Raw genomic sequence first — 23,423 nt, forward strand, 5'->3', positions numbered from 1 at the left:
CCGGCCCTACGGGCGGATGTTGAAGTGTTCAAAGGAAAATCGTCGTGTGTATTCATCCTTCCCTCTAGGGGAAGGTGGTAGGCCGGTGCCTCACAAAACCCGGATCCGGGGCTCGTCCCGCCGGAGCATCAGCTCCGTGAGCGCCCAGACGAGGGCGTCGAGGCGGTCGGGGGAGCGGCCGGAGGCCAGCCCGGACGGGCCGAAATCGCAGAGCTCGTCCTCCAGTTCCGGCAGGGCGCCCACGTGGCGCACCCTGCCCTGGGCGTAGAGGACCGAGACCGGCTCCGCCCTGAGATACTTGCCCCGCGTGGCGCGCACGCCCGTGACGGGCACGGTGGGATCGACCTCGCGGAGAACCGCCGTCGCCATCTCGCCGCCCTGGTTGGTTTCCACCAGCAGCGCGTCGGCCTGGAGGCGGCGGTAGAGCGCCACGGCCCTCGCGGCCCATTCGGGCGGCTTGAGCCCGGACGCGCTGGAATCCTCCAGCACATAGGCCATGCCCGTCTCGTCGAGGCCGGCGGCCACGATTCCGCAGGCATCGGCCCGCTTGGAGGAGGTGGCGGGCGGGTCCACCGCCACCACGATGCGGGCGAGATCCGGCGCCGCCGCGACGCGCGCCGCCTCGATGAGGTCGCGCCGCCACAGGGCGTCGGGCCGGTCCTCGATGATCTCGCCGTCGAGCTCCTGGCGTCCGAGCCGCGTGCCCGCATAGCGGCCCACCACCGTCTCCAGGAAGGCGGGCGCGAGGTTGTCGGCGTTGTCGGCGGTGCGCAGGCGCGACACCGCCACGTGCGGATCGACCAGGAAGCGGCGGATGAGCGCGATGGGACGCGGCGTCGTGGTCACGAGCTGGCGCGGATGCGCGCCGAGGCGCAGGCCGAATTGCAGCATGTCCCAGGTCTCGTCCGGGTGCCGCCACTTCGCGAGCTCGTCGGACCAGGCGGCCTCGAATTGCGGGCCGCGCAGGGAATCCGGATCCTCGGCCGAGAAGACCTGCGCCACCGCGCCGTTCGGCCATTCGAGCTTGCGCAGGGTCGGCGACCAGACGGGACGCTCGCGGCGCGCATGCACCGACAGGATGCCGGCCGGGCCTTCGACCATCACGTTGCGGGCATCGGCGAAGGTCTCGCCCACGAGCGCGATGCGGCCGAGTGCGGACGTTGCAAAACCCGGAAGCCCGAGCGCGAGGCCCCGCACCCATTCGGCGCCCGTGCGGGTCTTGCCCGCCCCGCGCCCGCCCAGCATGAGCCAGATGGTCCACGGGATCGCCATGTCGGGCGGCCGCTGCTCGGGCCGGGCCCGCAGAGGCCAGTAGCGCAAGGCCTCGGCGACATCAGCCTTCGACCAACCCGCCGTCGCCTCGGCCAGACGGCCCCGGCGCCACAAGGCGCTCAAGGTGTCGAGCAAGCTCGGCGTGGAGATCGCGCAGGCTGCGGGGCTCGTCGTCGCGGGCTTCGTCATCGCGCACCTCGTCGTCCCGGCGCAGCAGGGCTTGGGCGGTGGTCAGGGTCTTGGCGTAATCCGCCAGCAGGCGGGCGGCCTTGTCGGGATCGGCGATGCGCCCCGCCCTCTGGTCCGCCGCGAGCGACCGGAGCCGCGCCTGGGCGACGCGCGCCAGGGCCGTGGCAGCGTCGCGGATGGCGGCGCGGGCGGAAGGGTCCGGGCCGCCATTCGCATCGTCCGGATGCGGATCGTTTTGCAGGGGATCGGCCGCCGGGCGTGCATCCTTCGCGACGGCGCGAGGCCTGCGGCGAGGCGAGCCGGCGCCAACCTGCGCCTGCAACGCATCGAAGAGCGCCTGCCGGCGATCCTTCCAGCCCCAGGCCCGGCGGTAGGCCGTGAAGGTCTTGACCGTCACGCCCACCTCGCGGGCCATCTCGACGAGCGTGACCCTCGGCTGATGGTGGTAGCAATCGTGGATGCGCGCCTTGACGGCGGCCGGCACGCTAATTTTGAACGTCATGAAAAGGAACCAATGAAAAAGCCGCCCGGAACGGATCCGAGGCGGCTGAAGCGACCGGCGATGGAGAAACGGCGCGGCGGCACCCCCCATCCACACTTCGCCAGTGTTCTTGTTTTGTACTCTATCAGCGGGCCGCTGTCAAGCTCGTTCATGCAAGCCGACGAAAATACTTTGCCAACGGGCGGCTGGATGGCCCCCGCGCTCAGCCCTCGTGCCGGGGAGAGCTCGAGCGCGCCTCGAACACGCGCCCGCCGCGATTGAGCGCCGCGCGAACGCGATCGAGGAGATCGGCGCGGCGGTACGGCTTTCCGAGAACATCCATGGTCGGGGTGCCGGGCCCTTGGGCGACAAGCTCCTCGGTGTACCCGGTGGTGACCAGGATCGGCAGCTCGGGCATCATCTCGTGCACCTGTTCCGCCAGGACGAGGCCGTTCATCCCGCCCGGCATGACGAGATCGGTGAAGAGCAGGTCCACGTGCGTGCCGCTGTTCAGGACGGCGAGCGCGTCCTCTCCGCTGCGGGCCGCAACCACGGCGTAGCCGCTATCGGCCAGGATGGCCTCCGCGAGATCGCGCACGTCGTCGCTGTCGTCCACCACGAGGACCGTCTCGACCCCGCGGCGTCCGCTCGTCTCGGGCTCGGGCGCGGGCTCCGGAAGGTCCTCGACCTTGTCGGATGCGACCGGGAAGATCATCCGCACCGTCGTGCCCTTGCCGGGCTCGCTGACGATCTCGAGCCGCCCGCCGGACTGCTGCACGAAGCCGTGCACCATGGCGAGGCCGAGACCCGTGCCCTTGCCGGGGCCCTTCGTGGAGAAGAACGGCTCCGTGGCCCGCTCCAGCACGTCCGGCGTCATGCCGGAGCCCTGGTCCGACACGGACATGACCGCATAGTCGCCGGGCTGGAGATGGTGGGCCGGCGCGTTGCCGTTCAGGTGCAGCGGCTCCGTCGACACCGTGACGACGCCGCCCTCCGGCATCGCGTCCCTGGCGTTGATGAGCACATTGAGCAGCGCCATCTCCATATGGGTCGGATCGACGGTGCAGGCGGGGGTGCGCGGCTTGAGGTCGAGGCGCAGGTCGACCGAGCCGCCGAGCGTGCGGGACAGCATGTCGCTGAAGGCGACCACCAGGGTGTTGAGGTTGGTGGGCCGGGGCTCCAGCCGGGTCTTGCGGGCGAAGGACAGGAGCTGCTGGGTCAGCTTGCTGGCCTGCTCGGCGGCCCGGTCGGCGCCTTCGAGCGCCTTCGCGAGGCGGGCGCGGTCGCCGTCGATGTGCTGGCGCGCCATATCGACGTTGCCGGCCATCACCTGGAGCAGGTTGTTGAAATCATGCGCGAGGCCCGCCGTGAGCTGGCCGATGGCCTCCATCTTCTGGGCCTGGCGGAAGGCCTGCTCGGAGGTCCGCCGCCGGGTCACGTCGAGCTGGGACGCGAAGAAGTAGATGAGCTCACCGTCCGTGTCGAAGACGGGGCCCATGAACAGGGCGTTCCAGAAGGGCGAGCCGTCGCGCTTGTAGTTCAGGATCTCCACCGCGATGGCGCGGCGGTCCCGGATCGCCTCGCGGATATCCGCCACCACCTGTCGGTCCGTCTTGGCGCCCTGCAGGAAGCGGCAGTTGCGGCCGAGGATCTCCTGCTCGTCATAGCCCGTCAGGTCGAGGAACGCCCCGTTGGCGAACACGATGGGGTTGTCGTCCTGTTTCGGGTCCGTGACGATCATCGGCATGCGGGTCATCTCGACCGCCGCGAAGAACACGTCGCCCCGATCCTCGAGGCCCGGCCGGCTGATATAGCTTTTCTGCCAGTGCAGTTCGGCTTTCTCGCCCGTCGGGCTGAAGCTGTGATGATCCGGCATGCCCCTGGCGACGACACCGAAGCTCTGCCCGTCCCCGGCGCGTTCCTGCGTCTCGCCGGCCGCGTCTTCGGTCTCGGGGTGGCTGTCGTCCTTGTCTGGTACCATCGTCCATTCCGCTGCGGCCCATCCTCGGGCGCCATTCCGTCGGTCCGGTCCGGGCGACGCCGGCCGGCAACCGGTGGGTTATAGGGTGGCCGGCCCCTGTCGTCACCGCCCGATGATCCGTTAAGAACAACAATAATCCCACCGATTTAGAAACATCGTTCGCGTTGCGGGACTATTTTCTTGTGCTTATGGTGACGCCCGGATCGACACCCGCGCGGCCGGATCCTCCTCGGCGAAATATTTCGTACTCCCGAGGAACCTGGACCGTAGGACTGAGTTGATTTGCGAACTGCACACATTCTTCCGGGGAGAAGGCCCATGATCGTTTGGGCTGCGGTGGTTGCGCTCGTACTGGGCGGATTGACCTACTTCTTGAGCGAGCCGTCGATGCTGCTGCTCAATCTTGCGGAGCTTGTCGGCGTCCTGTGCCTCTTCGCCCTCGTCTGCGCGGCCGAAGCCTTCAACTGACCCCTCCCCTACGCCAAAGCCTCCCGAGACCTTGAGCTTATTGCGCGCCGTCGCCTCGTGTGACTATGTTGCGCCATGACAGCGTCGCAGACCCTTCCCGCCGCCTTCGATCCGCTCGGCCTGGCTGAGGCGCTGCGCGCGGCCGGAAAAGCCGCCGTGCCTCCGGGGTCTTCGAGCGACGCCGGGCCTCGGCTTGGTGCGGATCCGCGCCTGGGACAATTGCTCGACGGGATGGGCGAAGCCTTCTTCGCCCTCGACACGGATTGGCGCGTCGCCGCCGTGAACGCGCGCGCTGAGGACGTCCTGCGCCGCCCACGGGACACCATGCTCGGTCGGCCGATCTGGGAGATCCTTCCGGGGGGCGCCGAGGCGGAGCTGAGAGCCTGCTGCGAGACGGTCCTGGCCACCGGCCGGGCCGCTGCCTGCGAGGTGGCGCCGGACGGCATCATGGTCCACCTCTTCGTGTTCGGGGACGGCGTGGGCGCGCGCTTCCCGGACCGGGCGCCGGGCCGGGAGGCCGAGGCGGAGCTGCGCGAAAGCCAGGCCCGCTTGGCGGCCTTGGCCGACAACCTCACCCTGGGAATGGTGTACCAAATCTCGGACTCGCCCGGGCGGGACGGGCGGGAGATGCTCTACCTGTCGGGGAGCTGCGAGCAGCTCATCGGCATCCCGGCCGAGGAGGCGCGCCGCGACCCGAGGCGGATCTACGAGCTGGTGCTGCCGGAGTACCGCGCCCTCATGCCCATCCGGGAGCGCGAGGCGTTCGAAGCGCGCAAGCCCTTCGACATGGAAATCGCCATCCGCCACGCGATCACGCGCGAGATCCGCTGGCATCGCCTCGTGGTCACGCCGCGCCAGGGCGCCGACGGACGGTGGATCTGGGACGGCCTTCAGGTCGACATCACCCAGCAGAAGCGGGCCGAGGAGCACCAGCGCCTCCTTGCCAACGAGTTGAACCATCGGGTGAAGAACACCCTGTCCATCGTCCAGTCCCTTGCCCAGCAGAGCTTCCGCGACCTCGGCGACGCGCCCCTCGCGCGGGATGCGAAGATCGCCTTCGAGAACCGGATCCTCGCCCTGGCCCGCGGCCACGACGTGCTGACCCAGGAGAGCTGGGACAGCGCGAGCCTGGACGACATCGTGGCCCAGGCCATCGCGCCCTACAGGGATCTCGGCGGCGGCAGCGCCTTCCGGGTCGAGGGCGAGAGCCTGCGCGTCTCGCCCGCCATGACGCTGGGTTTCTCCATGGCCCTGCACGAATTGTGCACCAACACGGTCAAATACGGCGCCCTGAGCCGACCGGGCGGCCAGGTGCGCCTGGCCTGGGCCCGGCACGACCGGGACGGCGGCGCGGCTCTCGTGCTCACCTGGGAGGAGCGGGGCGGGCCGATCGTGACTCCGCCAGGACGCAGGGGGTTCGGGACCCGGCTCATGGAGCGGATTCTCACCCGCGAACTGAACGGAACGCTGCGGCTCGCCTATCCGCCGGCGGGCGTCGCCTGCACGCTCGAAGTCCCGCTGGGGCCCTGATCCGGACCGTTCCGGCCCCTTGGAGGTACCTGAAAATCAGCCTCATCCATTGGTCGCAAGGGACTTAAATTCTGTTGCACAGCTTCCCACGCTTAGTGTCAATGAAGCCCAAGTGACTCTGTCACGAACCAGAGGGAGAACCACCATGAAACGCCGGCAGTTTTTGCAGGCCGCAACCGTCGGAGCCGCCAGCACGGCCGTGGCCGCTCCGGCCATCGCCCAGTCCATGCCCGAGATCAAATGGCGTCTGCAATCGGGCTTCCCGAAGTCGCTCGACACGATCTACGGCGCGGCGGAAGTCATCGCCAAGCAGGTGTCCGAGGCCACGGACGGCAAGTTCCAGATCCAGCCCTTCGCGGCCGGTGAAATCGTCGGCACGCCGCAGGTGGCGGACGCGGTGGGCAACGGCACGGTCGAGATGGGTCATACCTGCTCGTATTATTACTTTGGCAAGGACCCGACCTTCGCCCTCGGCACCGCCATGCCGTTCGGCTTCAACGCCCGCCAGCAGAACGCGTGGCTGTACCACGGCGGCGGCAACGACATGCTCAACGAGTTCTTTGCCAAATTCAACATCTACGGCATGCCGGCCGGCAACACCGGCACGCAAATGGGTGGCTGGTTCCGCAAGGAGATCAAGACCGTTCAGGACCTGCAGGGCCTGAAGATGCGCATCGCCGGCATCGCCGGCCTCGTGATGGCCAAGCTCGGCGTCGTTCCCCAGCAGATTCCCGGCGGCGACATCTACCCGTCCCTCGAGCGCGGCACCATCGACGCGGCCGAGTGGGTCGGCCCCTACGACGACGAGAAGCTCGGCTTCGCGAAGGTCGCGCCGTTTTACTACTATCCGGGCTTCTGGGAAGGCGGCCCCACGATCCACCTGTTCATCAACCAGGGCAAGTGGAAGGAGCTTCCGAAGAACTATCAGGCCATCCTGGCCTCCGCCGCCGGCTACGCGAATCTAGACATGCTGGCCAAGTACGACGCCCGCAACCCGGCCGCCATCCGCCGCCTCCTGGGCGCCGGCACTCAGCTGCGCCCGTTCTCGCAGGAGATCATGGAAGCCGCCTACAAGGCCGCCGGAGAGGTCTACGAGGAAACCAGCGCCAAGAATGCGGACTTCAAGAAAGTCCACGACAGCATCCGCGCTTTCCGCAACGAGGAATATCTCTGGTTCCAAGTCGCAGAGTACGCCTACGATACGTTCATGATCCGCGCCCGCGCTCGCGGCTGATCATAAGCTACTGTCCCGAAAGGGAAATTCCGAACGATGTTGCAGAAAGGGCGGTCTCAGGATCGCCCTTTTTGTATTGGAGAACGGCGGCAAAGCGCTTATGGAAGCCCGCCGCTCGGCTTCGGGCCGCGCCTCGCCCGCCCCTGCCGTTCGATTCTCCTGATTCATGATGCGTTGGACCTTCCGAATCTGCCTTCTCCTGCTCGCCGCCTGGATCGTCTATGCGGCCTCGCCCTACGTCGCCCTGTACGGGCTGTCCCGGGCCGTGGAGCGGCGGGACGCGGACGCGATCGCGCAGCACATCAACTTCCGGGCCTTTCGACTCTCCCTGACGAAGCAACTCGTCGGCGAATATCTCGACCGCACGAACCGCACGCGGGACCTGAGCGCGTTCGACAAGAAGCTGGCCTCTGAAGCGGGCGCGACGGTGGCGGATCCGATCGTGGCGCAGCTTCTGACGCCCGCCACCCTGGTGGACTTGCTCAATGACGGCTGGCCCCAGGAGGTCCTTCAGGAAGCCCCCGACGGTCCAGCGCCCGCCCCCGCCCCCGCGCTGGGTCCCGCCTTCTCGTCCATCGGCAAGGCCTTGCGGCTCTACGCCTCCTCCGAAGCGCACGGCTTCCGGACCATGATCTTCACGGTGCCCGTCGATGCGGCGCCACAGGACCGCTATCGGCTGCAGATGCGCCTGAGCGGGTTCCGCTGGCGCCTGAGCGGGGTCGACCTGCCGGCCTCCCTCCTCGAGAAGCTCGCCGACCGCATCCCGCACCGCTGAGCGCGACAACCTTGAAAAAGGTGGCCACACCTTCGGGTCCCCACCCTCCCGCAAGCAACGGTCAAGTTTTTCGGAACCCATTGCGGGCCTCCACGTTCGAATAGGCAGTCAAGATTGAACGAGGAGATGAAGATGCGTCGTATTCTTCTTGCCGCGTCCGCGGTTGCACTTATGTCCCTGCCCGGCGTTGCTTCGGCCCAGGAAGGCACGGCGGCCGGCGTGGCCACCGGTGCCGTGACCGGCGCCATCGTCGGCGGCCCGGTTGGCGCGGCGGTGGGCGCCGGCGTCGGCGGGATCGCGGGCGGCATCGCCGAGCAGAACGCCAAGACCGCAGCACCGCCCGCCGGTGTCGTGGTGGTGGATCCGCCGGCTACGGGCGCTATCCGTGAGCAGACCTGCGTGACCGATGCGGTCGGCAACCAGTCCTGCCGCGAAGTCATCCGCTAAGACCAGACCAAGCAAAAGCCCGGCAGATCATCTGCCGGGCTTTTCTTTTGCGGAATTTAGACTTGAGCGACCGAGATCAGCCCAAGCAAAGACCGCTCAATGGCCGAAGATCATCCAGCCGACGAGTGCGACCGGAAAGACAGCGCCAAGTATAAATGAGATGAAACTCGAAGCCATGGGACTAAACCTCTCTACGGATCATTAACTTTGTTTTTGCAATAGCGTTCCACGGCCCGGTGACCAGTTCGCCCCGCTGATCGCGATGTCCGATCAAAAGCGCGCGATGAAAGGTTAATTGACGTTAAGAAATATCGTTGCAAGAGTCAACAGGAACGAGAGCGGCTGGAGGAACGAATTGAGGCCTCATGACTTCTCAGCTTTGCCGGGCCGCATCGTTTAGACCGATCCCGACCGGGGAGGCTTGAGCGACCATGATGATGTCCGACCGTGAATTTGTCCGCAAAGTCCTCATCGTGGTCGGGATCGGGGTGCTTCTGCTGGTGTTCTGGCAGCTCAGCGGCGTATTCATGCTGGCCTTCGGGTCGATCCTCGTGGCGGTGATCCTCCGGGCTTTCGCCGAGCTGCTCGAGCGTTACGCCCGCGCGCCCGAGCGCTGGAGCCTCGCCCTGGCGAGCCTCATCATCTTCGCGCTGATCTGCGCCGTGCTGATCCTGTTCGGGACCCAGATACGGGCCCAGTTCGTCAATATCAGCGACCGACTGCCGACGGGCATCAACAGCCTGGCAACCCGCCTCGGCATCGAAGACATCTCGAAGCTCATGCCGGACTTCGACCTGCAGCAGGGAAGTACCCTGCTCGTCCGCGCGATCGGCGTGGGCGGGGCTATCGCCAACGCCGTCGCGGACTTCTTCTTCATCGTCATCGCCGGTCTCTACATCGCGGCCTCGCCGAGGCTCTACCGGGTGGGCCTCGTGAAGCTGTTCCCGAAGAGCCAGCATGAGCGCATCGACGATTCCCTTGCCGCCTCCGGCCAAGCCCTGAAGCTCTGGGTCGCCTCCCAGCTCATCGCCATGACCTGCGTGGGGAGCCTCGCGGCGATCGCCTTCTGGATCATCGGCCTGCCCTCCCCCCTGGCGCTGGGCCTCATCGCGGGGCTTCTGGACTTCATCCCGTTCCTGGGCCCGATCCTGGGTGCCCTACCGGCGGTGCTCGTGGCCTTCAGCGTCAGCCTGGAGACGGCCTTGTGGACCATGGGGGCCATGCTGCTGATCCAGCAGATCGAGGGCAACGTGATCTTTCCCCTCATCGGCAAGCGGGTGATCCAGGTGCCGCCGGCGCTCGCGCTGTTCGCGATCCTGGCGGGGGGCGTCCTCTTCGGCATCCCGGGCCTGATCTTCGGCTTCCCGCTCTCCGTGGTGGTCTTCGTTCTGGTCAAGAAGCTCTATGTGCGCGAGACGCTGGGCGAGCAGACCCCCGTGCCGGGCGAGGACCCCGCCTGAGGGTCGGTCAAAGAAAAAGGGCCGCCATGTAAGATGGAAGCCCTTGATGATCGTCGGCATGAGCCGCAATCGGAGATCCGTCGTAAGACGGCGAAACGGTTTCAATTGTCGGAGACGCAGTCTAACCCTGCGGAACGGCCCTGATCCCGCGGACCTAGACTGTTCGCTTGCTATCCGGTGGAGTCATTATCTTAGCCTCCATCTTTCAAGGATGAGGGAGTGTGTGCCTGTTCGGCCTGCCGGTCAAGGCCGAAGACGTCCTCGTTGGGCCAGTCGGTCACGCGCCCGATCAGCTCCCGCACCGTGAAATCCTCCTCCGGACCCGCCACCCGGTCCCGCACGGAGATGCCTGCCGCGTGCACGGTCTCGCGATCGCCGGACACGAGATGATGCCACCAGTACAGGTCACGCCCCTCCGCCACGAGCCGGTAGCCGCAGGTGACCGGCAGCCAGGACAGGGAACGGACGCTGCGCGGCGTCAACCGGACGCAGTCCGGCACCTTGGCTTGGCGGTTAGGATAATCCCGGCAGCGGCAGGTCTGGTCGTTCAGGAGGGTGCAGCCGACATCCGTGTAGTGGATATCGCCCGTATCGTCGTCCTCGAGCTTGACAAGACAGCAGCGACCGCATCCATCACATAGGCTTTCCCATTCGTCAGGTGTGAGGGCTTCGAGGCTCTTGGTTTTCCAGAATTCGGTCGGGTCGGTCACAGGGTTTCGGCTCGGATGATCTTGGCTCGGATGAGTGGACGAAAGGTGCCCTCCGGCCCGGTCTAGTCCGGGTTTGAGGCGCTTTCGGGATCGGCGTTGAGTAATGGGAGCCAAGGCGGGAAACAAGTCGCGAAGACTTGAACCCAAAACGCCCCCAGGGAGTTATTGAAGCTAGGCCACGCGAGGCGGATATTCTTCAGGGATCCGCCTCGTCGTGCGGGTTTGAACAGTATAAGATCAATCGACGGAAAAATTCCGCAGCTCAGGGATCACCGTGCGCAGCTCCCCATCGATTTCCTTCTGGACGCGGATCAAGCGTGCGGCCCTGGCCTTCGACGCCTGGCTGAACTCGTCCCTGTTCCAGGGCGGGCGCGGGCTGGCGGAGGCCTGGGAAGGGTATTCGAACCGCATGCGTTTCTTCCGGGTCCGGGGCTTCCCGCGCCTGGTGCTGGACCTGACCAGCGAGGCCGTGACCCTGAGCGTGTTCGGCGGCATCGTCATGGTCGGCCTTGCGATCCCGGCTTTCCGGGAGACGAACGACGACTGGCTCAAGACCCAGGACATGGCCGTGACCTTCGTGGACCGCTACGGCCAGGAAGTCGGGCGCCGGGGTATCCGCTACGACGATTCCTACAAGCTGGAGGATTTCCCGGACTACATGGTGAAGGCCGCGCTCGCGACCGAGGACCGGCGTTTCTACGAGCATTGGGGCATCGACCCCATCGGAACCTTCCGGGCGCTCACCGTCAACGCCAGGGGCGGCGGCGTCGTACAGGGCGGCTCGTCCATCACCCAGCAGCTCGCCAAGAACATCTTCCTCACCAACGAGCGCTCCATCGAGCGCAAGATCAAGGAAGCGTTCCTGGCCCTGTGGCTCGAATTCCACCTGACCAAGGACGAGATCCTCAAGCTGTATCTCGACCGCGCCTACATGGGCGGCGGCACCCACGGCGTGGTGGCGGCCACAGAATACTATTTCGGAAAGTCGGCCAAGGACTTGACCCTGGCCGAGTCGGCCATGCTGGCGGGCCTGTTCAAGGCGCCGACCAAGTACGCGCCCCACATCAACCTGCCGGCGGCCCGCGCCCGCGCCAACGACGTGCTCAACAACATGGTCGAGGCGGGCTTCCTCACCGAGGGCCAGATCCAGACCGCCCGGCGCAATCCGGCCACCCCGATCAACCGCACCCGCGACCCCACCCCGGACTTCTACCTCGACTGGGCGTTCGAGCAGGTGAAGACCCTGGCGGCCGAGGGCAAGCTCGGCAGCGACCGGGTCCTGACGGTCAAGACCCCCCTCGACACGCCCACCCAGCGCCATGCGGAGCAGGTGCTCGAAGACATGCTGCGCCAGCATGGACGCCAGTACAAGGCGGGCCAGGGCGCCATCGTGCTCATGGACGTGGACGGGGCCGTGCGGGCCATGGTGGGCGGCCGCGACTACGGCCAGAGCCAGTTCAACCGCGCCACCGACGCCCTGCGCCAGCCGGGCTCCTCGTTCAAGCCTTTCGTCTACGCGGCCTACCTGATGGACAAGCCCGACAAGCGGCCCACCTCCGTCGTGGTCGACCGGCCGGTCTGCCTCGGCAATTGGTGCCCGCAGAATTATGGCCGCTCCTTCTCGGGCTCCATGCCCATGGTGTCGGCCCTCGCGCGCTCCATCAACTCGATCCCGGTGATCATGTCGGTGGAGCTGGGCGGCAAGGCCCAGAATGCCGCGAAGGCCGGCCGCGCCAAGATCATCGACCTGGGCCGCAAGATGGGTCTGACCCATCCGCTCACCGATTCCACTTCGCTTCCCATCGGCGCCGCCGAGGTGACGGCCATCGACATGGCTTCGGGCTATGCGGTGTTCGCCAACGGGGGCAAGAAGGCTCCCGCCTATGCGGCCTGGGAGGTTCGCAACTCGCAGGGCGACGTGATCTACCGGCACGACAGGGACGCGCCCCAGCCGCAGGTTCTGACGCCCCGCGTGGTGCAGGACATGAACTTCATGATGAACAAGGTCGTCGAGGAAGGCACCGGCAAGCGCGCTCTCCTGGACGGCATCAAGGCGGCCGGCAAGACCGGCACCACGAACGCCTACCGGGATGCGTGGTTCGTGGGCTTCACGGGCAATCTCGTGGCGAGCGTGTGGTATGGCAACGACGACCACTCGACCATGAACAACATGACGGGCGGCACCTTGCCGGCCATGACGTGGAAAGAGGTCATGAGCTTCGCCCACCAGAACCTCGAGCTGCGCCCGCTTCCCGGCGTGGAGCCCGAGAAGGGCCGCGGCGGTGCGGTTGCAGCCTCGCAGCAGAACAACGGAGGACAGGCCGCCTCGCAGACCATGCTGACCGGCACCCTGTCCCGGCGCTCCTACGACATGCTCGAGGATCTGGGCGACCTGTTCCGAGGCGTGGGCAGCACGGCCTCGGTGCGAACCTCCGCCAACCCGGCGCAGAGCCGGCTCGCGATGCCCTGACCATGAACGCCCAGTCCCGAACGGTCGAGGCCGCCGCGTCCACGCCCGTCGCGTCGCCCCTGCGCCCGAGGCGCCGAGGCCTGCTCGACCGCCTGTTCTCGCCCTTCACGATGACGGTCTACGCTCTCGCCCTCGGCCTGGGCCTCGGCCTCGGCTCGGCCTACGAGGTGATGCGCGGCGAGTATCCCTTCGGGGCGGCGCGGATCGGCCCCTGGCACACCTGGCCGGATCTCGGGTCCGGCCGGGCGGACCCCTACGCCCGGGCCATCCTGGCCAAGCGCGGCGACATTCCGCTGGCGCTCGGCGAGGGCCTTGCCCTTCGGGCCACGCAGGACAGCAAGGGCCAGCCCCTCGACGCGGCCTGCACCTATCGCATCGGCGCCCTGATGCCGCCCACCCGGCTGTGGACCCTCGCGGCGTATGACGGCGCGGGCCAGCCCGTGCAATCCGAGCTCAGGCGCAGCGGCTTCACGTCCGCGGAGCTCTTGCGCAACCCCGACGACACTTTTGCGGTGGTGCTGTCGCCCCTGCTGCAGCCCGGCAACTGGCTCAAGCTTCCGGGGAGCGGACCCTTCACGTTAAGCCTGCGCCTCTACGATATGCCCGGCGTGGCGGGAGCCTGGAAGCTCGGGGCGGAGGCGATGCCGTCCATCGAACGTCTGGAGTGCGGCGCATGAGCCGGTGGGGACGCTTCCTGATCGCAACCCTGTGCGGCCTCGTCCTGGCGGCCGGAACCCACATCGTCGTGATCTTCGCCAGCCCCTTCATGGCGGAACGGGACGCCTTCGACCGCCTGCGCGCGACCCTCGACGCCGACAAGGCCCAGGTGATCGCCGGTCTTGGCGGCACCGGCACGTGGCTGCCGCAGCCCGACCCGGCGGTAGCGCTGGCGGCCTGCGCTTTCAACCTCGCGAACGGGCCGGCCCGGATCCTGATGAAGACCACGCCGCTCTTCGAATCCCTGTCCTTCCACGCCAAGGCCACGGGCGTCTTCTACGCCGTCACCGACCGCGCCGCCGTGCGCGACCAGCTCGACATCGTCGTGATGACGCCGCGCCAGCTCGACGAGGCCCGCGCCGCCGAGGACGATGCGGAGCCCGTGGGCCAGCAGGAGGTGCGGATCGTCGCGCCGGAGAACCAGGGCTTCGTGATCGTGCGCACCGTGTCGCCCACGCCGAGCCAGAACGCCGCCGCCGAGAGCGCCGCAGGGTCGGTCTCCTGCACCATCGACGAGGAAGGTTGAGGCACCCGATGCGGTGGCGGCCCATGCTCCCGCGGGACCTCGACGCGATGGCGGCCGTGGCGGACCGGGTTCATCCGGGCTTCCCGGAGGATCGGGCCGTTTTCGCCGAGCGGGTTTCCCTCCATCCACAGGGCTGCCATGTTCTGGAGCTGGGCGCGCCGCAGGGCGGTGAGGAAGCGATCGCCGGCTATGTGCTGAGCCATCCCTGGCGGTGGGGCGAGCCGCCGGCCCTGAACAGCCTCCTGGGTGTCCTGCCGCCGGATCCGACGACCTACTATGTGCACGATCTGGCGCTTCTGCCCGAAGGCCGGGGACAGGGCCATGCCGGGGCCATGGTCGATCACCTCTCGGCGCTGGCGGCCAAGGGCGGCCTGGACAGCCTGTCGCTGGTGGCTGTCAACGACTCGAAGGGGTTCTGGCGGCGGCTCGGCTTCGAGGATCAGCGCTCGGAAGCTCTGGCGCGCAGGCTCGCGAGCTACGGGCCGGATGCGGCCTTCATGACCAAGCGCGTCGGCTGACCGCCGGATCCGGACGTCACGGCCGACGGCGACGACCGGGACCGCCCGACAAGGCTGGTGGCACGTCGGATCGGCCGGGACGTTCGTAGCGGATACCGGTGAAGAGCAAGAGCTGGCCGCGGGGCTCGCTGGGGTCCGGTTCCGGACGGATCGGCCGCAACGCATTGGCTGGGAAGGCGATGACAACCCCGGAGGGCCGTGTCCAGATTCCGTCCATGTCCGTCTCCATGCGTCCGATGCGGTTGCCGCATCGCCGTCTCGCCCACAAGAAAGCGGTATGGTTAACAGACCGTTTCCCCGGCCCTGTCTTCGCCGGGAGGGCTCTGGCGGGACATCAAACCAACCTCGACAGTGGGGCCGTTGTTCCCGCCAAATCGACCGGGTCGCGGGCGGCGGGATGCCAATCGTGTGATGACGCACACGGCGCCTCGTGCAGGGCCACGCGGCAGGGCGAATAACGGATTCGGTTAATGGTGCGCTAACGCTCGGTCTGTAGGATCGGGGGCGCTGGGTTGCGTTCGAGAGAGTTGCGTATGTCGTCGCCGGCTTGGACCGAAATGCCGCTGATCGGGACCCCCGATCCCCCTCCCGATGCGTGGACCACGCTGCTCACGGTCAATGCGGAGATGTTCATCGCCGCGCCGACCCGCGACCGGGAGACGATCCGCACCTTCGAATCGCTGGCGCTCGGGTTCCTGCCGCGCATGGACCACGTCGCCCTCGTGACCCTGGCACGCCTTCTCGCCCCGTGCGAGGACACGCCCACCGCCATCCTCGACCACCTCATCGGTCACTCGCCGGAGACGCGCGACATCGTGTTCGCGCTCTCGCCGCGCATGTCGTCGAGCTTCGTCAGGCGCTTGCTCGGAACCCCGGAGGGACGCTTGACCCTCGCCCGGCGCGACACGCTCGATCCACCGACCGTGACGCGCCTGCTCGTGCTGCGCGAGACCGGCGTGGAGGATGCGCTCGCGGCCAATCCGTCCCTTGATTTGTCGCAGTCCGGGGGCCGGGAGCTGATGCGCCTCGCGCGCGGACGCCCCGGCCTCGCGCGCATCCTGCTGCAGCGATCCGATCTGTCCGCGTGGGATGAGGCCGCGCTCTACCTGATGGCGGATGCGAGCCGGCGCGCCGGGATCCGCGACCGCGTGGCGACCGACGAACGGTCTGGCGAAACCGAGCCTCGCGGCCCGTTGACCGAGGCCGATCTCGGCGCCCTCTTCGCGCTCGCTCTCGAGGGCGATGCGGCGGGTTTCGAGCGCCGCCTGTCGGCGCTGTTTTCGTTCGCGCCCCATACCGCCTGGGAACTCCTGGCGATCGGACGACACGACCTGCTGCCGCTGTCCCTGCGGGCGCTGGGTCTCGTGGAGAAGGAAGCCAAGCGGGTGCTGATGACGCTCCACCCTGCCCTGTCCCACCACGTTGCCGTCACGAACGCGCTGGTGCGGGTTTTCAACGAGGCGTCCGAGCCGGTGGCGCTCGTTCTCGTCGCGGCGATCCTGGACGCGCGAGCGCTGCCCTGACGGGTTCCCTCAGCCGGCCTCCGGCGCGAGATCGAGAAAGTGCCGGCCTTGCCGGTCGTCCACCTCGACCAGCCAGAGATCCGGATCGAAGGAGGTCTCGCGGCGAACCTTGTCCTCCACGTCGAGTGGCATCACGTCCTGAAGGACGGGCGTGAACCGTCTCTCGCCGCTGTCGTCCACGAGGGATTGCGGCGCGGGTCCGTAGAGGCTCGCGGTGCCGTCGAGACGGTCCACCTTCACGAAGATCGCACCCGCCTCCGCCGCTCCGCGTCGCCGCAGGGCCGCCTCCACGCCTTCGACCCCACAGCGGCGGAGATAGGCGGATACCCAGAAATCGGATCTCAGACGGGACACGGGAGCCTTCCGGACGGAGCTTTTGCGGACGACAGGCTCTATTGAATCGCGAGTCCGGACAAGGCCGAGAGTTCGCGCATGGTCTTGGGGCCGAGTTCGCCCGTCACGGCAAGACGCCGGTCGCGCTCGAAGGACTCGATGGCCTGTCGCGTGCCGGGCCCCGCGAGCCCGTCCACCTTCACGCTGTAGCCGAGCTTGACGAGCGCCCGCTGCGCCGCCGTCACGCGATCGTCCGGCTGGCTACCGACATTCGCGGGCGGGACGGGCACGGGTCCGCCCATGCGGATCATGTCGGCGATGAGATCGGGCGCACCCGTCCTTTGGGGCGCAGCGGCGGGGGCCGGTCGCGCGGGCGCGGGAGGCGGAACCTCGCCGCCGTTGCGGATGAGGTCCCCGATGGCGCTGCGGCCCGCGGGTTTCGGCGGCACGGGAGCCACAGTGGTCGCCGCCGCGACGCCGGAGGGCGGCGCGGGCGGAACGAGGGGCTGGGCTTGCGTCGCCAGCCGTTCGGGCGCCGTGAGCGCGTCCGCTGCCGCCTCCTGGGCGGCGCGATGCGGCGGGAGCGGCGCGGCGGATGCCGGGGCTGCGGGCATCTCCGTCACGACGCTGCGGAAGAGCGGCGCGGGGTGATGGGCCTTCTGCAGCACGAGCGCGTTGTAGGCGATGAAGCCGCCGCAGCCGGAGAGGAGGAGCGTCGCCAGGATGGTGCCCGGGCGACGCAGGACCGCCATGAGTGCCGTCGCGGCAAGGCCGGGCTCGTCCCGTGCCGGCTTGGCCGCCGCCTTCCGGCGACGCGCCTGTCGCACGGGCTTCTCGACGATGAAGTCGTCATCGGAACGGGCGGCGAGGGCTTCACGCAAGGCTGGCTATCCTGCTTTCGAAATCGATGGACGGGCGGACGGGCCGCCCGAGGGATGCGACACGATCGTCCGGTCGACGGCGGGCACGAGATTTTCGACCGGGGCTGCGTCGACCTCCATGGCCTGTCCGGGCCGGGACGGCAGGCAGACCTCCACGGAGGTGCCCGCGCCGTGGGTGCTGTCGATGCGCAACCGGCCGCCATGGAGGTCGACCAAACCGCGCACGACGGAGAGCCCGAGGCCGCTGCCCTTCGCGCCTCCGCCCTTCGCCGACCCGCGATAGAAGGGCAGCCCGAGGCGATGCAGCTCCGTTCTCGGCACGCCGACGCCGTTATCCTGCACCGTGAGGAGAACGGCCTCGCCCTTGGGGCGCAGGCGCACGATCACCTGGCCGCCTTCCGGCGTGAACTTGATCGCGTTCGACAGCAGGTTGAGAAGGATCTGACGGCAGCCGCGCCGGTCGGCATGCAGCGCCGGAAGGTCGGACGCGATGTCCTCCCGCAGCCGGACGCCGCCGCGCTGCGCGGGCAGCGCCATGACGGCGCAGCATTCCCGCGCCAGCGCCCCCATGTCGACCCGCTCGAACGCCATTTCGTAATGGCCGGACTCGATGGTCGCCAGGTCGAGGAGCGTGCTCACCACCTCCAGCATATGCTGCCCGGACTGGTGAATGGTCTGCGCGTAGCCCAGGCGCTGGTCGGGCGGGAGCGCCACGCCCTTGGCGGCCATGAGTTCGGAATAGCCCAGGATCGCGTTGAGGGGCGTGCGCAGCTCATGGCTGACGGTGGCCAGAAGCTGCGTGCGATCCGCATTGGCTTGGACGGCCTCCCGGCGCGCGTCGTTGAGCGCGCTCATCTCGCTTCGGAGCGCCGTCACGTCGCGCAGGACGCACACCACCGCGCAGCGTTCGTCCGATGCGGCCCGGAACGCGTGGGCGCGCATGTCCACCCAGAGGAAATCCGGGCGCCCGTCCCGCGCGGCGGCCCGGGGCTCCGGCGGAAAGCCCGATTCGCCCGTCTTGAGCCGGATCTGCGCCGAGACGGCGCGTCGGGAATGGACGGCGTCGCTCAAGGTTTTCAGGTAGGTCGGGCGATCGCCCACATGCACCCGCGTGAACAGCCCGCTGCCCGTCAGCGCCGCGGGCTGGACCCCGAGCAGGACGGAAGCCGCCGGGGTGGCGCGCAGCACCGCGCCCTGCGAATCGTGCCAGGTCACGAGATCGTCGATGGCGTACAGCGTTCCCGCCTCGCAGCTCTCGGCGGAAAGCTTTAGGTCGCGCAGGAGACGCTGCATCCGGCGATCCGCGAAGAGGAGCGAGGCCACGTGGCCGAACGCGAAGGATACGGCGATGAGCAGGGCCTCGCCCCAGGGCAAGACCGCGTCCCCGGTCCCCGCGATCCCCGGTGTTCCGGCCCCCTGCTCCATCCACGCCGCCACGATCCAGGCCGAGACCGCAAGGACGGCCGCAAAGGCGGTCATGCGTCGGGACGGGAAGGCGGCAGCGTCGGCGACGACCAGAAGGCCCGCACCCGCCACCGCCGCGAGAGGAACCGGCGCCGTCAGGGCGGCGCCGAGGATGCACGCCGTGAGGGCGGCGGACACCAGACCTTGCGCAAGGGCGATCCGGCCCGTGCGCGACAGGACGAACACCGCCGCCAGAGGGGCCAGCGCCGTCAGGACGACGGCGCACTCGATCGCGAGCGGGGCGCGCGCGCCGATGAGCAGGAGCGGCAGCGCCACGAGAGCCGCGAGCGCGGTGGCCGTCCGGGCCACCGCGAACCGTTCGCGGCGCGCATCGTCCACGGAGCGGCCCGGCGCGGGCAGCAGGCCGGAGAGCCAGCCGTCCAACCATGTCCATGTGAGATTCGTCTGCAAGGCACACCCGTGGCGGCGCATCGGCCGATTCCGAAACCGCCCCAACCCTGCCGGACCCGCCATAAGCGAACCCTTAACGCGGCGCGCCGGCAGCCGGACCGTGCCCCCGGCCCGGGGGCTCGCGCCACTTTCCGAACATAGAATTTAACAGGAGCGGCAAAGATTTATCGCGCTTTAAGACTTCGTTCACGCTGTTCGCACATCCGGCCCCGCCCGCCATGCGCAAAGCGTCCCGGAGCCGCTATGATGCGGGCCGGCCGGTTTCCGGCGCGCATTGTTGACTGCTGATGTTTTGGTTGCTGCGAGCCGCCGTCATTGTCGGCGTCATCTTTTATCTCTCTCCCGTGCGCCAGGGCGGCGATCCGCTCGCGCTGGCCTCGGCGGCGCTCGGCTGGATCGGGATCGTGCCCGCATCCGGATCGCCAACACCCCACCCGGAGACGGGCGCGAAGCTCGAGACCCTGTGGAAGGCCCTGCCGGACACGGCCAAGCAGGCGGTGGTCGACGAACTGGTCAACCGGTCGGGCCTCGCGCCCGCCCCGAAGGGCGCGGATACGCTGCACCCCGGCGACCGCAAGCCCGCCTGGCGCGGCGAGGGCCATAAACCGCAGGGCTGAAGCGATCCCCGCATATCGCCTGCAAATTGATTTCAAATCATATCGACTGTCAATATTATCGATCTTGAGATTTATACTTCCGATTTGAAGCATCCGAGAGTAAATTCGCACGGTTCTACATGGCGCGAGGTTGGTCCATCATGTCCCGTGCTCCCGCTTTCGTCCGCTCGAACCTACCCGATGAGACCCTGCTGCGAGGAACCGGAGCGCGCGACCGCCTCACGGGCGGCCCGGGCGCGGATGTCCTGCTGGGGCTCGGCGGGGACGACCGGCTCGAAGGCGGCCGGGGCAGCGACGTCCTCCTGGGAGGCGACGGCGACGACCTTTTGTCCGGCGGACCGGGCGGCGATCACCTCGTGGGAGGCGCAGGCCGCGACGTCTTCCGGGACAGCCTCGGCGCCAACGTCATGGCGGGCGGGGGCGGCGACGACCTTTTCCTGGGAGCGGGAGCCTCGGCGCATCAGGACGTTCTGACGGGCGACGCGGGGCGGGATACGTTCGCGCTCGGCGCGGCCCTGGATCCGGGCTCAGTGGCCGATGTGGTCACCGATTTCGCCGCCGGGCCGGGCGGGGATCTCAACGATCTGGCCGGCCTGCTTCCGGCCCTGCGCATGGAGCCGCTCGCGGGGGTCAATCCTTTCGCGACGGGGCATCTCTCCCTGGAGACCCTGGGCGACGGGACCGCCCTGGTGGCGAGCGCGTCGGGAGGCCTGTTTCCCGAGGACGCAAGGGTCGTTCTCGTGCTCCAGGGCATCGATCGCGCCTCGCTGACGGCCGACAACTTCACGCCCGCCTATCCACCCTTGCGCGCCACGCCCAACGGGACGGCGCAGGACGACATCCTCGCGGGCATGGACGGCGGCCACCCGATCTGGGGCTATGGCGGCAACGACACCATCTGGGCGGGCGCCGGCGACGATCATCTCATGGGCGGCCCCGGCCGGGACGTGCTTCTCGGCCATGGCGGCGCCGACACCATCGAAGGCGGCGTGGGCAGCGACTGGATCGATGCGGGTGCGGGGAACGACCTGATTTTCGGCAACGAGCACGACGATACGATCCTCGGCGGCGCAGGCGACGACGTGATCCACGCGGACCCGGACTGGCGCGACGGCAACCGCTACAGGCCCGCTCCGCCCGGCGGCAGCGATTTCATCGATGCGGGCGACGGCAACGACGTCATCTACGATTGGCGCGCGGGCAACTACGACCACGGCAACACCATCCTGGGCGGCGCGGGCGACGACCTTTTCTATTACACGTCCGGGAGGCCCGACATCCTGGCCTACGAGTTCTATCCCATCGAGGGCGTGGATCGGCTCACCGGCGGCGCGGGCCGCGACACCTTCCGGCTGGAGAACATCTTCGATTCCGTCGGCGACGTCGTCACCGATTTCGAGGCGGGGCCGGGCGGCGACATCATCGACTACACGCCCCTTCTCAACGATCTCGGCGGGGGCGATCCCTTCCGCAACGGCTACCTGTCCTTCGAGCAGGCGGGAACCAGCACGCTGATCACGGGCCTCCACCCCTGGCTCGGGATTCCGACCGTGTTCCTCACCCTCGAGAACACCCGTATCGAGGATCTCACGCGGGACAATTTCGTGCCGCCTTTCGACCCGCAGGCCGACGGGATTCTCCCGCACCCGCTCTGGACCGCCGGGACGGGCGCGGAGCCAACGGAGGGCGTTCCGGAGCATCCGGACTGGAGCCCCGCGGATCTCCTCGGCAACGCGAGCCGCCATGGCCTGCCCGACTTTTCCCCCGACGATGTCGATCCCTATGGCTGACCGGTCGCCAAAGGTCCGGGCCATGCCTATATGAGGCGTGTTCACCGATGCCTGGAAAGCCATGCTGCCGCCAATCGACGAGATCGTCGCGAATTTCGAGCTGATCGATGACTGGGAGGAGCGCTACCGCTACCTCATCGAGCTCGGCCGCCAGAACGAGAAGCTGCCCGAGGAGGCTTATAGCGACACCAACAAGGTCCAGGGCTGCGCGAGCCAGGTCTGGCTGGTGACGGATTTCGAGCCGCAGGGCGACCGTCCGGTCCTCCACCTGAAGGGCGACAGCGACGCCCACATCGTGCGCGGCCTCATCGCCCTCATCACGGCGCTCTACCGCGGCAAGACGCCGCCTGAGGTCCTGTCGACGGATGCCATGGGCCTGTTCAAGGAATTGGGGCTGTCCGAGCACCTGACGCCGCAGCGCTCCAACGGCGTCAGGTCCATGGTCGAGCGGGTCCGTCACGACGCCCAGGCCGCGATGGCGGTCTAGAGCCGGCGCCCTCGCAAGGCGGGCCGGAACTCGGACCCGGGGGCAGGCGCTAGCGTTGCGTCCGGCCGCCCTCGATCACCACCGCCTGCCAGGCTCGGATGCCGCGCGAGGCTGCGGGGCCACGGGCCGAGGCCTCCAGACCGTAATGCTCCGCCAGCCGCTTGAGGGCGAGCCCGACCACGACCTTGGCCGAGCGGGGTGGCCAGCGGCGCTCGCGTTCGATGAGTTCGAGCCCCTTCAGGAACCCGCACAGGTCTGTCAGCAGGTCGCCGAAATCGGCGCCCACCGCGTCGAAGGCGTGGCGGACACGCTGGCGCGCGGCGATCATCCGGTCCGTGGCCTCCCCCGGCGCGGAGGGACCGGCCGCGCTCGGCGCCTCCCAGCGCGAGGTCACGCCGGGCAGCATGCCCGCGAGGGTGATGTCCACCCGCAGGCGCTCCCCCGCCTGGTACGAGGCCTCGTCGATGAGGCTCTGGCCGTCCCGCCCCTTGCGGCGGCGCAGCCATTGGAGCGGGCTCTCGTGCTGGTTGGCCAGGAGGTAGCCCCGCCCCTCCTCGGTGAGCACCACCATCGGCTCCAGCCTTCCGTGCTGGGCCCGGTAGGAATCCCCCTCGGGATCGCGGTCTGAGGCGGCGCGGCGGCGCAGATGCGCGCGTCCGGCCTCCATGATGCGCAGGGTTCGGGAGGCCTCCCCCGTCCACTCGACCAGATTCCGGCGCTCCAGCAGGGATGCGTCGGCTGTCGGGAAGCGGCCCGCGCTGACCGACAGGCCCGAAGCGGCACGACTCACGAGCACCGCCCCCTCCTCCACCGGATCGACCCGGCCCAGACCGCCCTCCTGCCCCAGTGCTCGCAGAAGCCTGAGGGCGCCCTTGGGCAGCGGACCGGAATCGCCTCCCCCCGCCCCACCGCCTTTCCCGCTTCCATGGCTCGGACGGCTCTTCCAATCCTGAGCCTTACGGTCGCAATCGCCATTTTTGTTCATGTTTTGTTCTCTATAAAACCAGAGCGGGGACCGAGTCCCCGGGTCGCTTATCGTGACGCATGGCGTTCGAGAGTCAACCAAGGGTGGGCGTTGTGGATAAGGCTGTGGACAGGGTGAGCTCTTGCGGATCGCGACGCCGGCGGGACCTCTGCCC

Annotated in this window: 22 protein-coding genes; 14 read left to right on the forward strand and 8 right to left on the reverse strand. The window is 68.2% G+C overall.

Annotated elements, in window-relative coordinates:
- Positions 1-90: 90 nt before the first annotated feature.
- The 3 genes from ILT42_RS00220 to ILT42_RS00225 all read right to left on the reverse strand — a co-directional run bounded on the left by ILT42_RS00220 (position 91) and on the right by ILT42_RS00225 (position 3,923).
- Positions 91-1,407: a DNA-packaging protein gene (locus tag ILT42_RS00220; protein ID WP_407664527.1), complete on the reverse strand. Its 1,317-nt coding sequence runs from the start codon at positions 1,405-1,407 to the stop codon at positions 91-93.
- The gene (locus ILT42_RS22705) at positions 1,334-1,963 is read right to left on the reverse strand and encodes a hypothetical protein (protein ID WP_229428308.1); all 630 of its coding nucleotides are present in this window, start codon (positions 1,961-1,963) and stop codon (positions 1,334-1,336) included. The genes ILT42_RS00220 and ILT42_RS22705 overlap by 74 nt, the downstream gene beginning before the upstream one ends.
- Positions 1,964-2,165: 202 nt before the next feature.
- Positions 2,166-3,923 (reverse strand): histidine kinase famiy protein, encoded by a 1,758-nt coding sequence (locus tag ILT42_RS00225; protein WP_204213293.1) that lies wholly within the window; start codon positions 3,921-3,923, stop codon positions 2,166-2,168.
- A gap of 318 nt (positions 3,924-4,241) precedes the next feature.
- Here ILT42_RS00225 and ILT42_RS00230 point away from each other — a divergent pair, with 318 nt between their 5' ends.
- The 6 genes from ILT42_RS00230 to ILT42_RS00255 all read left to right on the forward strand — a co-directional run bounded on the left by ILT42_RS00230 (position 4,242) and on the right by ILT42_RS00255 (position 9,837).
- A complete protein-coding gene (locus ILT42_RS00230) occupies positions 4,242-4,391 on the forward strand; it encodes a hypothetical protein (RefSeq protein WP_204213294.1) in 150 nt (49 codons plus the stop codon).
- 75 nt (positions 4,392-4,466) lie between these two features.
- Positions 4,467-5,921 (forward strand): sensor histidine kinase, encoded by a 1,455-nt coding sequence (locus ILT42_RS00235; RefSeq protein WP_204213295.1) that lies wholly within the window; start codon positions 4,467-4,469, stop codon positions 5,919-5,921.
- 145 nt (positions 5,922-6,066) lie between these two features.
- Positions 6,067-7,155, forward strand: coding sequence for a TRAP transporter substrate-binding protein (locus tag ILT42_RS00240; RefSeq protein WP_204213296.1), 1,089 nt, complete (start codon positions 6,067-6,069; stop codon positions 7,153-7,155).
- 166 nt (positions 7,156-7,321) lie between these two features.
- Positions 7,322-7,930, forward strand: a complete 609-nt coding sequence (locus ILT42_RS00245) for a DUF2939 domain-containing protein (protein ID WP_204213297.1) — start codon at positions 7,322-7,324, stop codon at positions 7,928-7,930.
- A 132-nt stretch (positions 7,931-8,062) separates the two neighbouring features.
- Entirely contained in the window at positions 8,063-8,377 is a 315-nt protein-coding gene (locus ILT42_RS00250; protein WP_204213298.1) for a YMGG-like glycine zipper-containing protein, read from the forward strand.
- 431 nt (positions 8,378-8,808) lie between these two features.
- Positions 8,809-9,837: an AI-2E family transporter gene (locus tag ILT42_RS00255; protein WP_204213299.1), complete on the forward strand. Its 1,029-nt coding sequence runs from the start codon at positions 8,809-8,811 to the stop codon at positions 9,835-9,837.
- 191 nt (positions 9,838-10,028) lie between these two features.
- On the opposite strand, the gene ILT42_RS00260 is transcribed toward ILT42_RS00255, so the two are convergent.
- Positions 10,029-10,547 carry a YcgN family cysteine cluster protein gene (locus ILT42_RS00260; RefSeq protein WP_204213300.1) on the reverse strand — a complete coding sequence of 173 codons (519 nt, stop codon included), beginning with the start codon at positions 10,545-10,547 and terminating at the stop codon, positions 10,029-10,031.
- 274 nt (positions 10,548-10,821) lie between these two features.
- Between ILT42_RS00260 and ILT42_RS00265 the strand changes: the two genes are divergently transcribed.
- The 5 genes from ILT42_RS00265 to ILT42_RS00285 all read left to right on the forward strand — a co-directional run bounded on the left by ILT42_RS00265 (position 10,822) and on the right by ILT42_RS00285 (position 16,301).
- Positions 10,822-13,017, forward strand: a complete 2,196-nt coding sequence (locus tag ILT42_RS00265; RefSeq protein ID WP_204213301.1) for a transglycosylase domain-containing protein — start codon at positions 10,822-10,824, stop codon at positions 13,015-13,017.
- Between the two features lie 2 nt (positions 13,018-13,019).
- Positions 13,020-13,694, forward strand: a complete 675-nt coding sequence (locus ILT42_RS00270) for a DUF1214 domain-containing protein (RefSeq protein ID WP_204213302.1) — start codon at positions 13,020-13,022, stop codon at positions 13,692-13,694.
- Complete coding sequence (locus ILT42_RS00275; RefSeq protein ID WP_204213303.1) at positions 13,691-14,260, forward strand: DUF1254 domain-containing protein; 570 nt, start codon at positions 13,691-13,693, stop codon at positions 14,258-14,260. Before ILT42_RS00270 ends, ILT42_RS00275 begins: the two co-directional genes overlap by 4 nt.
- A 23-nt stretch (positions 14,261-14,283) precedes the next feature.
- Complete coding sequence (locus ILT42_RS00280; protein ID WP_204213304.1) at positions 14,284-14,778, forward strand: GNAT family N-acetyltransferase; 495 nt, start codon at positions 14,284-14,286, stop codon at positions 14,776-14,778.
- 533 nt (positions 14,779-15,311) lie between these two features.
- Positions 15,312-16,301 carry a hypothetical protein gene (locus ILT42_RS00285; RefSeq protein ID WP_204213305.1) on the forward strand — a complete coding sequence of 330 codons (990 nt, stop codon included), beginning with the start codon at positions 15,312-15,314 and terminating at the stop codon, positions 16,299-16,301.
- A 9-nt stretch (positions 16,302-16,310) separates the two neighbouring features.
- Here the strand turns inward: ILT42_RS00285 and ILT42_RS00290 are convergent, their stop codons facing one another.
- Genes ILT42_RS00290 through ILT42_RS00300 form a run of 3 tightly spaced genes read right to left on the reverse strand, consistent with a single transcriptional unit; the run spans position 16,311 to position 19,390 of the window.
- Positions 16,311-16,655: a DUF1491 family protein gene (locus ILT42_RS00290; RefSeq protein WP_204213306.1), complete on the reverse strand. Its 345-nt coding sequence runs from the start codon at positions 16,653-16,655 to the stop codon at positions 16,311-16,313.
- A gap of 38 nt (positions 16,656-16,693) precedes the next feature.
- A complete protein-coding gene (locus ILT42_RS00295) occupies positions 16,694-17,515 on the reverse strand; it encodes a peptidoglycan-binding domain-containing protein (RefSeq protein WP_204213307.1) in 822 nt (273 codons plus the stop codon).
- Positions 17,516-17,521: 6 nt separating this feature from the next.
- Positions 17,522-19,390, reverse strand: coding sequence for a sensor histidine kinase (locus tag ILT42_RS00300; protein ID WP_204213308.1), 1,869 nt, complete (start codon positions 19,388-19,390; stop codon positions 17,522-17,524).
- Positions 19,391-19,677: 287 nt separating this feature from the next.
- Here ILT42_RS00300 and ILT42_RS00305 point away from each other — a divergent pair, with 287 nt between their 5' ends.
- From ILT42_RS00305 to ILT42_RS00315, 3 genes are all read left to right on the forward strand, one after another.
- Positions 19,678-20,007, forward strand: coding sequence for a hypothetical protein (locus tag ILT42_RS00305; protein ID WP_204213309.1), 330 nt, complete (start codon positions 19,678-19,680; stop codon positions 20,005-20,007).
- A 140-nt stretch (positions 20,008-20,147) separates the two neighbouring features.
- On the forward strand, positions 20,148-21,797 hold the full coding sequence (locus ILT42_RS00310; protein WP_204213310.1) for a calcium-binding protein: 1,650 nt from the start codon (positions 20,148-20,150) through the stop codon (positions 21,795-21,797).
- 61 nt (positions 21,798-21,858) lie between these two features.
- Positions 21,859-22,284, forward strand: a complete 426-nt coding sequence (locus tag ILT42_RS00315) for a SufE family protein (protein ID WP_204213311.1) — start codon at positions 21,859-21,861, stop codon at positions 22,282-22,284.
- 49 nt (positions 22,285-22,333) lie between these two features.
- On the opposite strand, the gene ILT42_RS00320 is transcribed toward ILT42_RS00315, so the two are convergent.
- Positions 22,334-23,269 (reverse strand): DUF6456 domain-containing protein, encoded by a 936-nt coding sequence (locus tag ILT42_RS00320; protein WP_204213312.1) that lies wholly within the window; start codon positions 23,267-23,269, stop codon positions 22,334-22,336.
- Positions 23,270-23,423: the final 154 nt, after the last annotated feature.

Origin of the sequence: Microvirga pudoricolor, from assembly GCF_016892705.1 — a bacterium.
Taxonomy (GTDB): Bacteria; Pseudomonadota; Alphaproteobacteria; order Rhizobiales; family Beijerinckiaceae; genus Microvirga; species Microvirga pudoricolor.

Coding starts and splice junctions, on each gene's coding strand:
- ILT42_RS00245 (WP_204213297.1), top strand. CDS start 7,322: ATGATGCGTTGGACCTTCCGAATCTGCCTTCTCCTGCTCGCCGCCTGG.
- ILT42_RS00280 (WP_204213304.1), top strand. CDS start 14,284: ATGCTCCCGCGGGACCTCGACGCGATGGCGGCCGTGGCGGACCGGGTT.
- ILT42_RS00225 (WP_204213293.1), bottom strand. CDS start 3,923: ATGGTACCAGACAAGGACGACAGCCACCCCGAGACCGAAGACGCGGCC.
- ILT42_RS00250 (WP_204213298.1), top strand. CDS start 8,063: ATGCGTCGTATTCTTCTTGCCGCGTCCGCGGTTGCACTTATGTCCCTG.
- ILT42_RS00270 (WP_204213302.1), top strand. CDS start 13,020: ATGAACGCCCAGTCCCGAACGGTCGAGGCCGCCGCGTCCACGCCCGTC.
- ILT42_RS00255 (WP_204213299.1), top strand. CDS start 8,809: ATGATGATGTCCGACCGTGAATTTGTCCGCAAAGTCCTCATCGTGGTC.
- ILT42_RS00230 (WP_204213294.1), top strand. CDS start 4,242: ATGATCGTTTGGGCTGCGGTGGTTGCGCTCGTACTGGGCGGATTGACC.
- ILT42_RS00275 (WP_204213303.1), top strand. CDS start 13,691: ATGAGCCGGTGGGGACGCTTCCTGATCGCAACCCTGTGCGGCCTCGTC.
- ILT42_RS00320 (WP_204213312.1), bottom strand. CDS start 23,269: ATGAACAAAAATGGCGATTGCGACCGTAAGGCTCAGGATTGGAAGAGC.
- ILT42_RS22705 (WP_229428308.1), bottom strand. CDS start 1,963: ATGACGTTCAAAATTAGCGTGCCGGCCGCCGTCAAGGCGCGCATCCAC.
- ILT42_RS00305 (WP_204213309.1), top strand. CDS start 19,678: ATGTTTTGGTTGCTGCGAGCCGCCGTCATTGTCGGCGTCATCTTTTAT.
- ILT42_RS00310 (WP_204213310.1), top strand. CDS start 20,148: ATGTCCCGTGCTCCCGCTTTCGTCCGCTCGAACCTACCCGATGAGACC.
- ILT42_RS00315 (WP_204213311.1), top strand. CDS start 21,859: ATGCTGCCGCCAATCGACGAGATCGTCGCGAATTTCGAGCTGATCGAT.
- ILT42_RS00240 (WP_204213296.1), top strand. CDS start 6,067: ATGAAACGCCGGCAGTTTTTGCAGGCCGCAACCGTCGGAGCCGCCAGC.
- ILT42_RS00285 (WP_204213305.1), top strand. CDS start 15,312: ATGTCGTCGCCGGCTTGGACCGAAATGCCGCTGATCGGGACCCCCGAT.
- ILT42_RS00235 (WP_204213295.1), top strand. CDS start 4,467: ATGACAGCGTCGCAGACCCTTCCCGCCGCCTTCGATCCGCTCGGCCTG.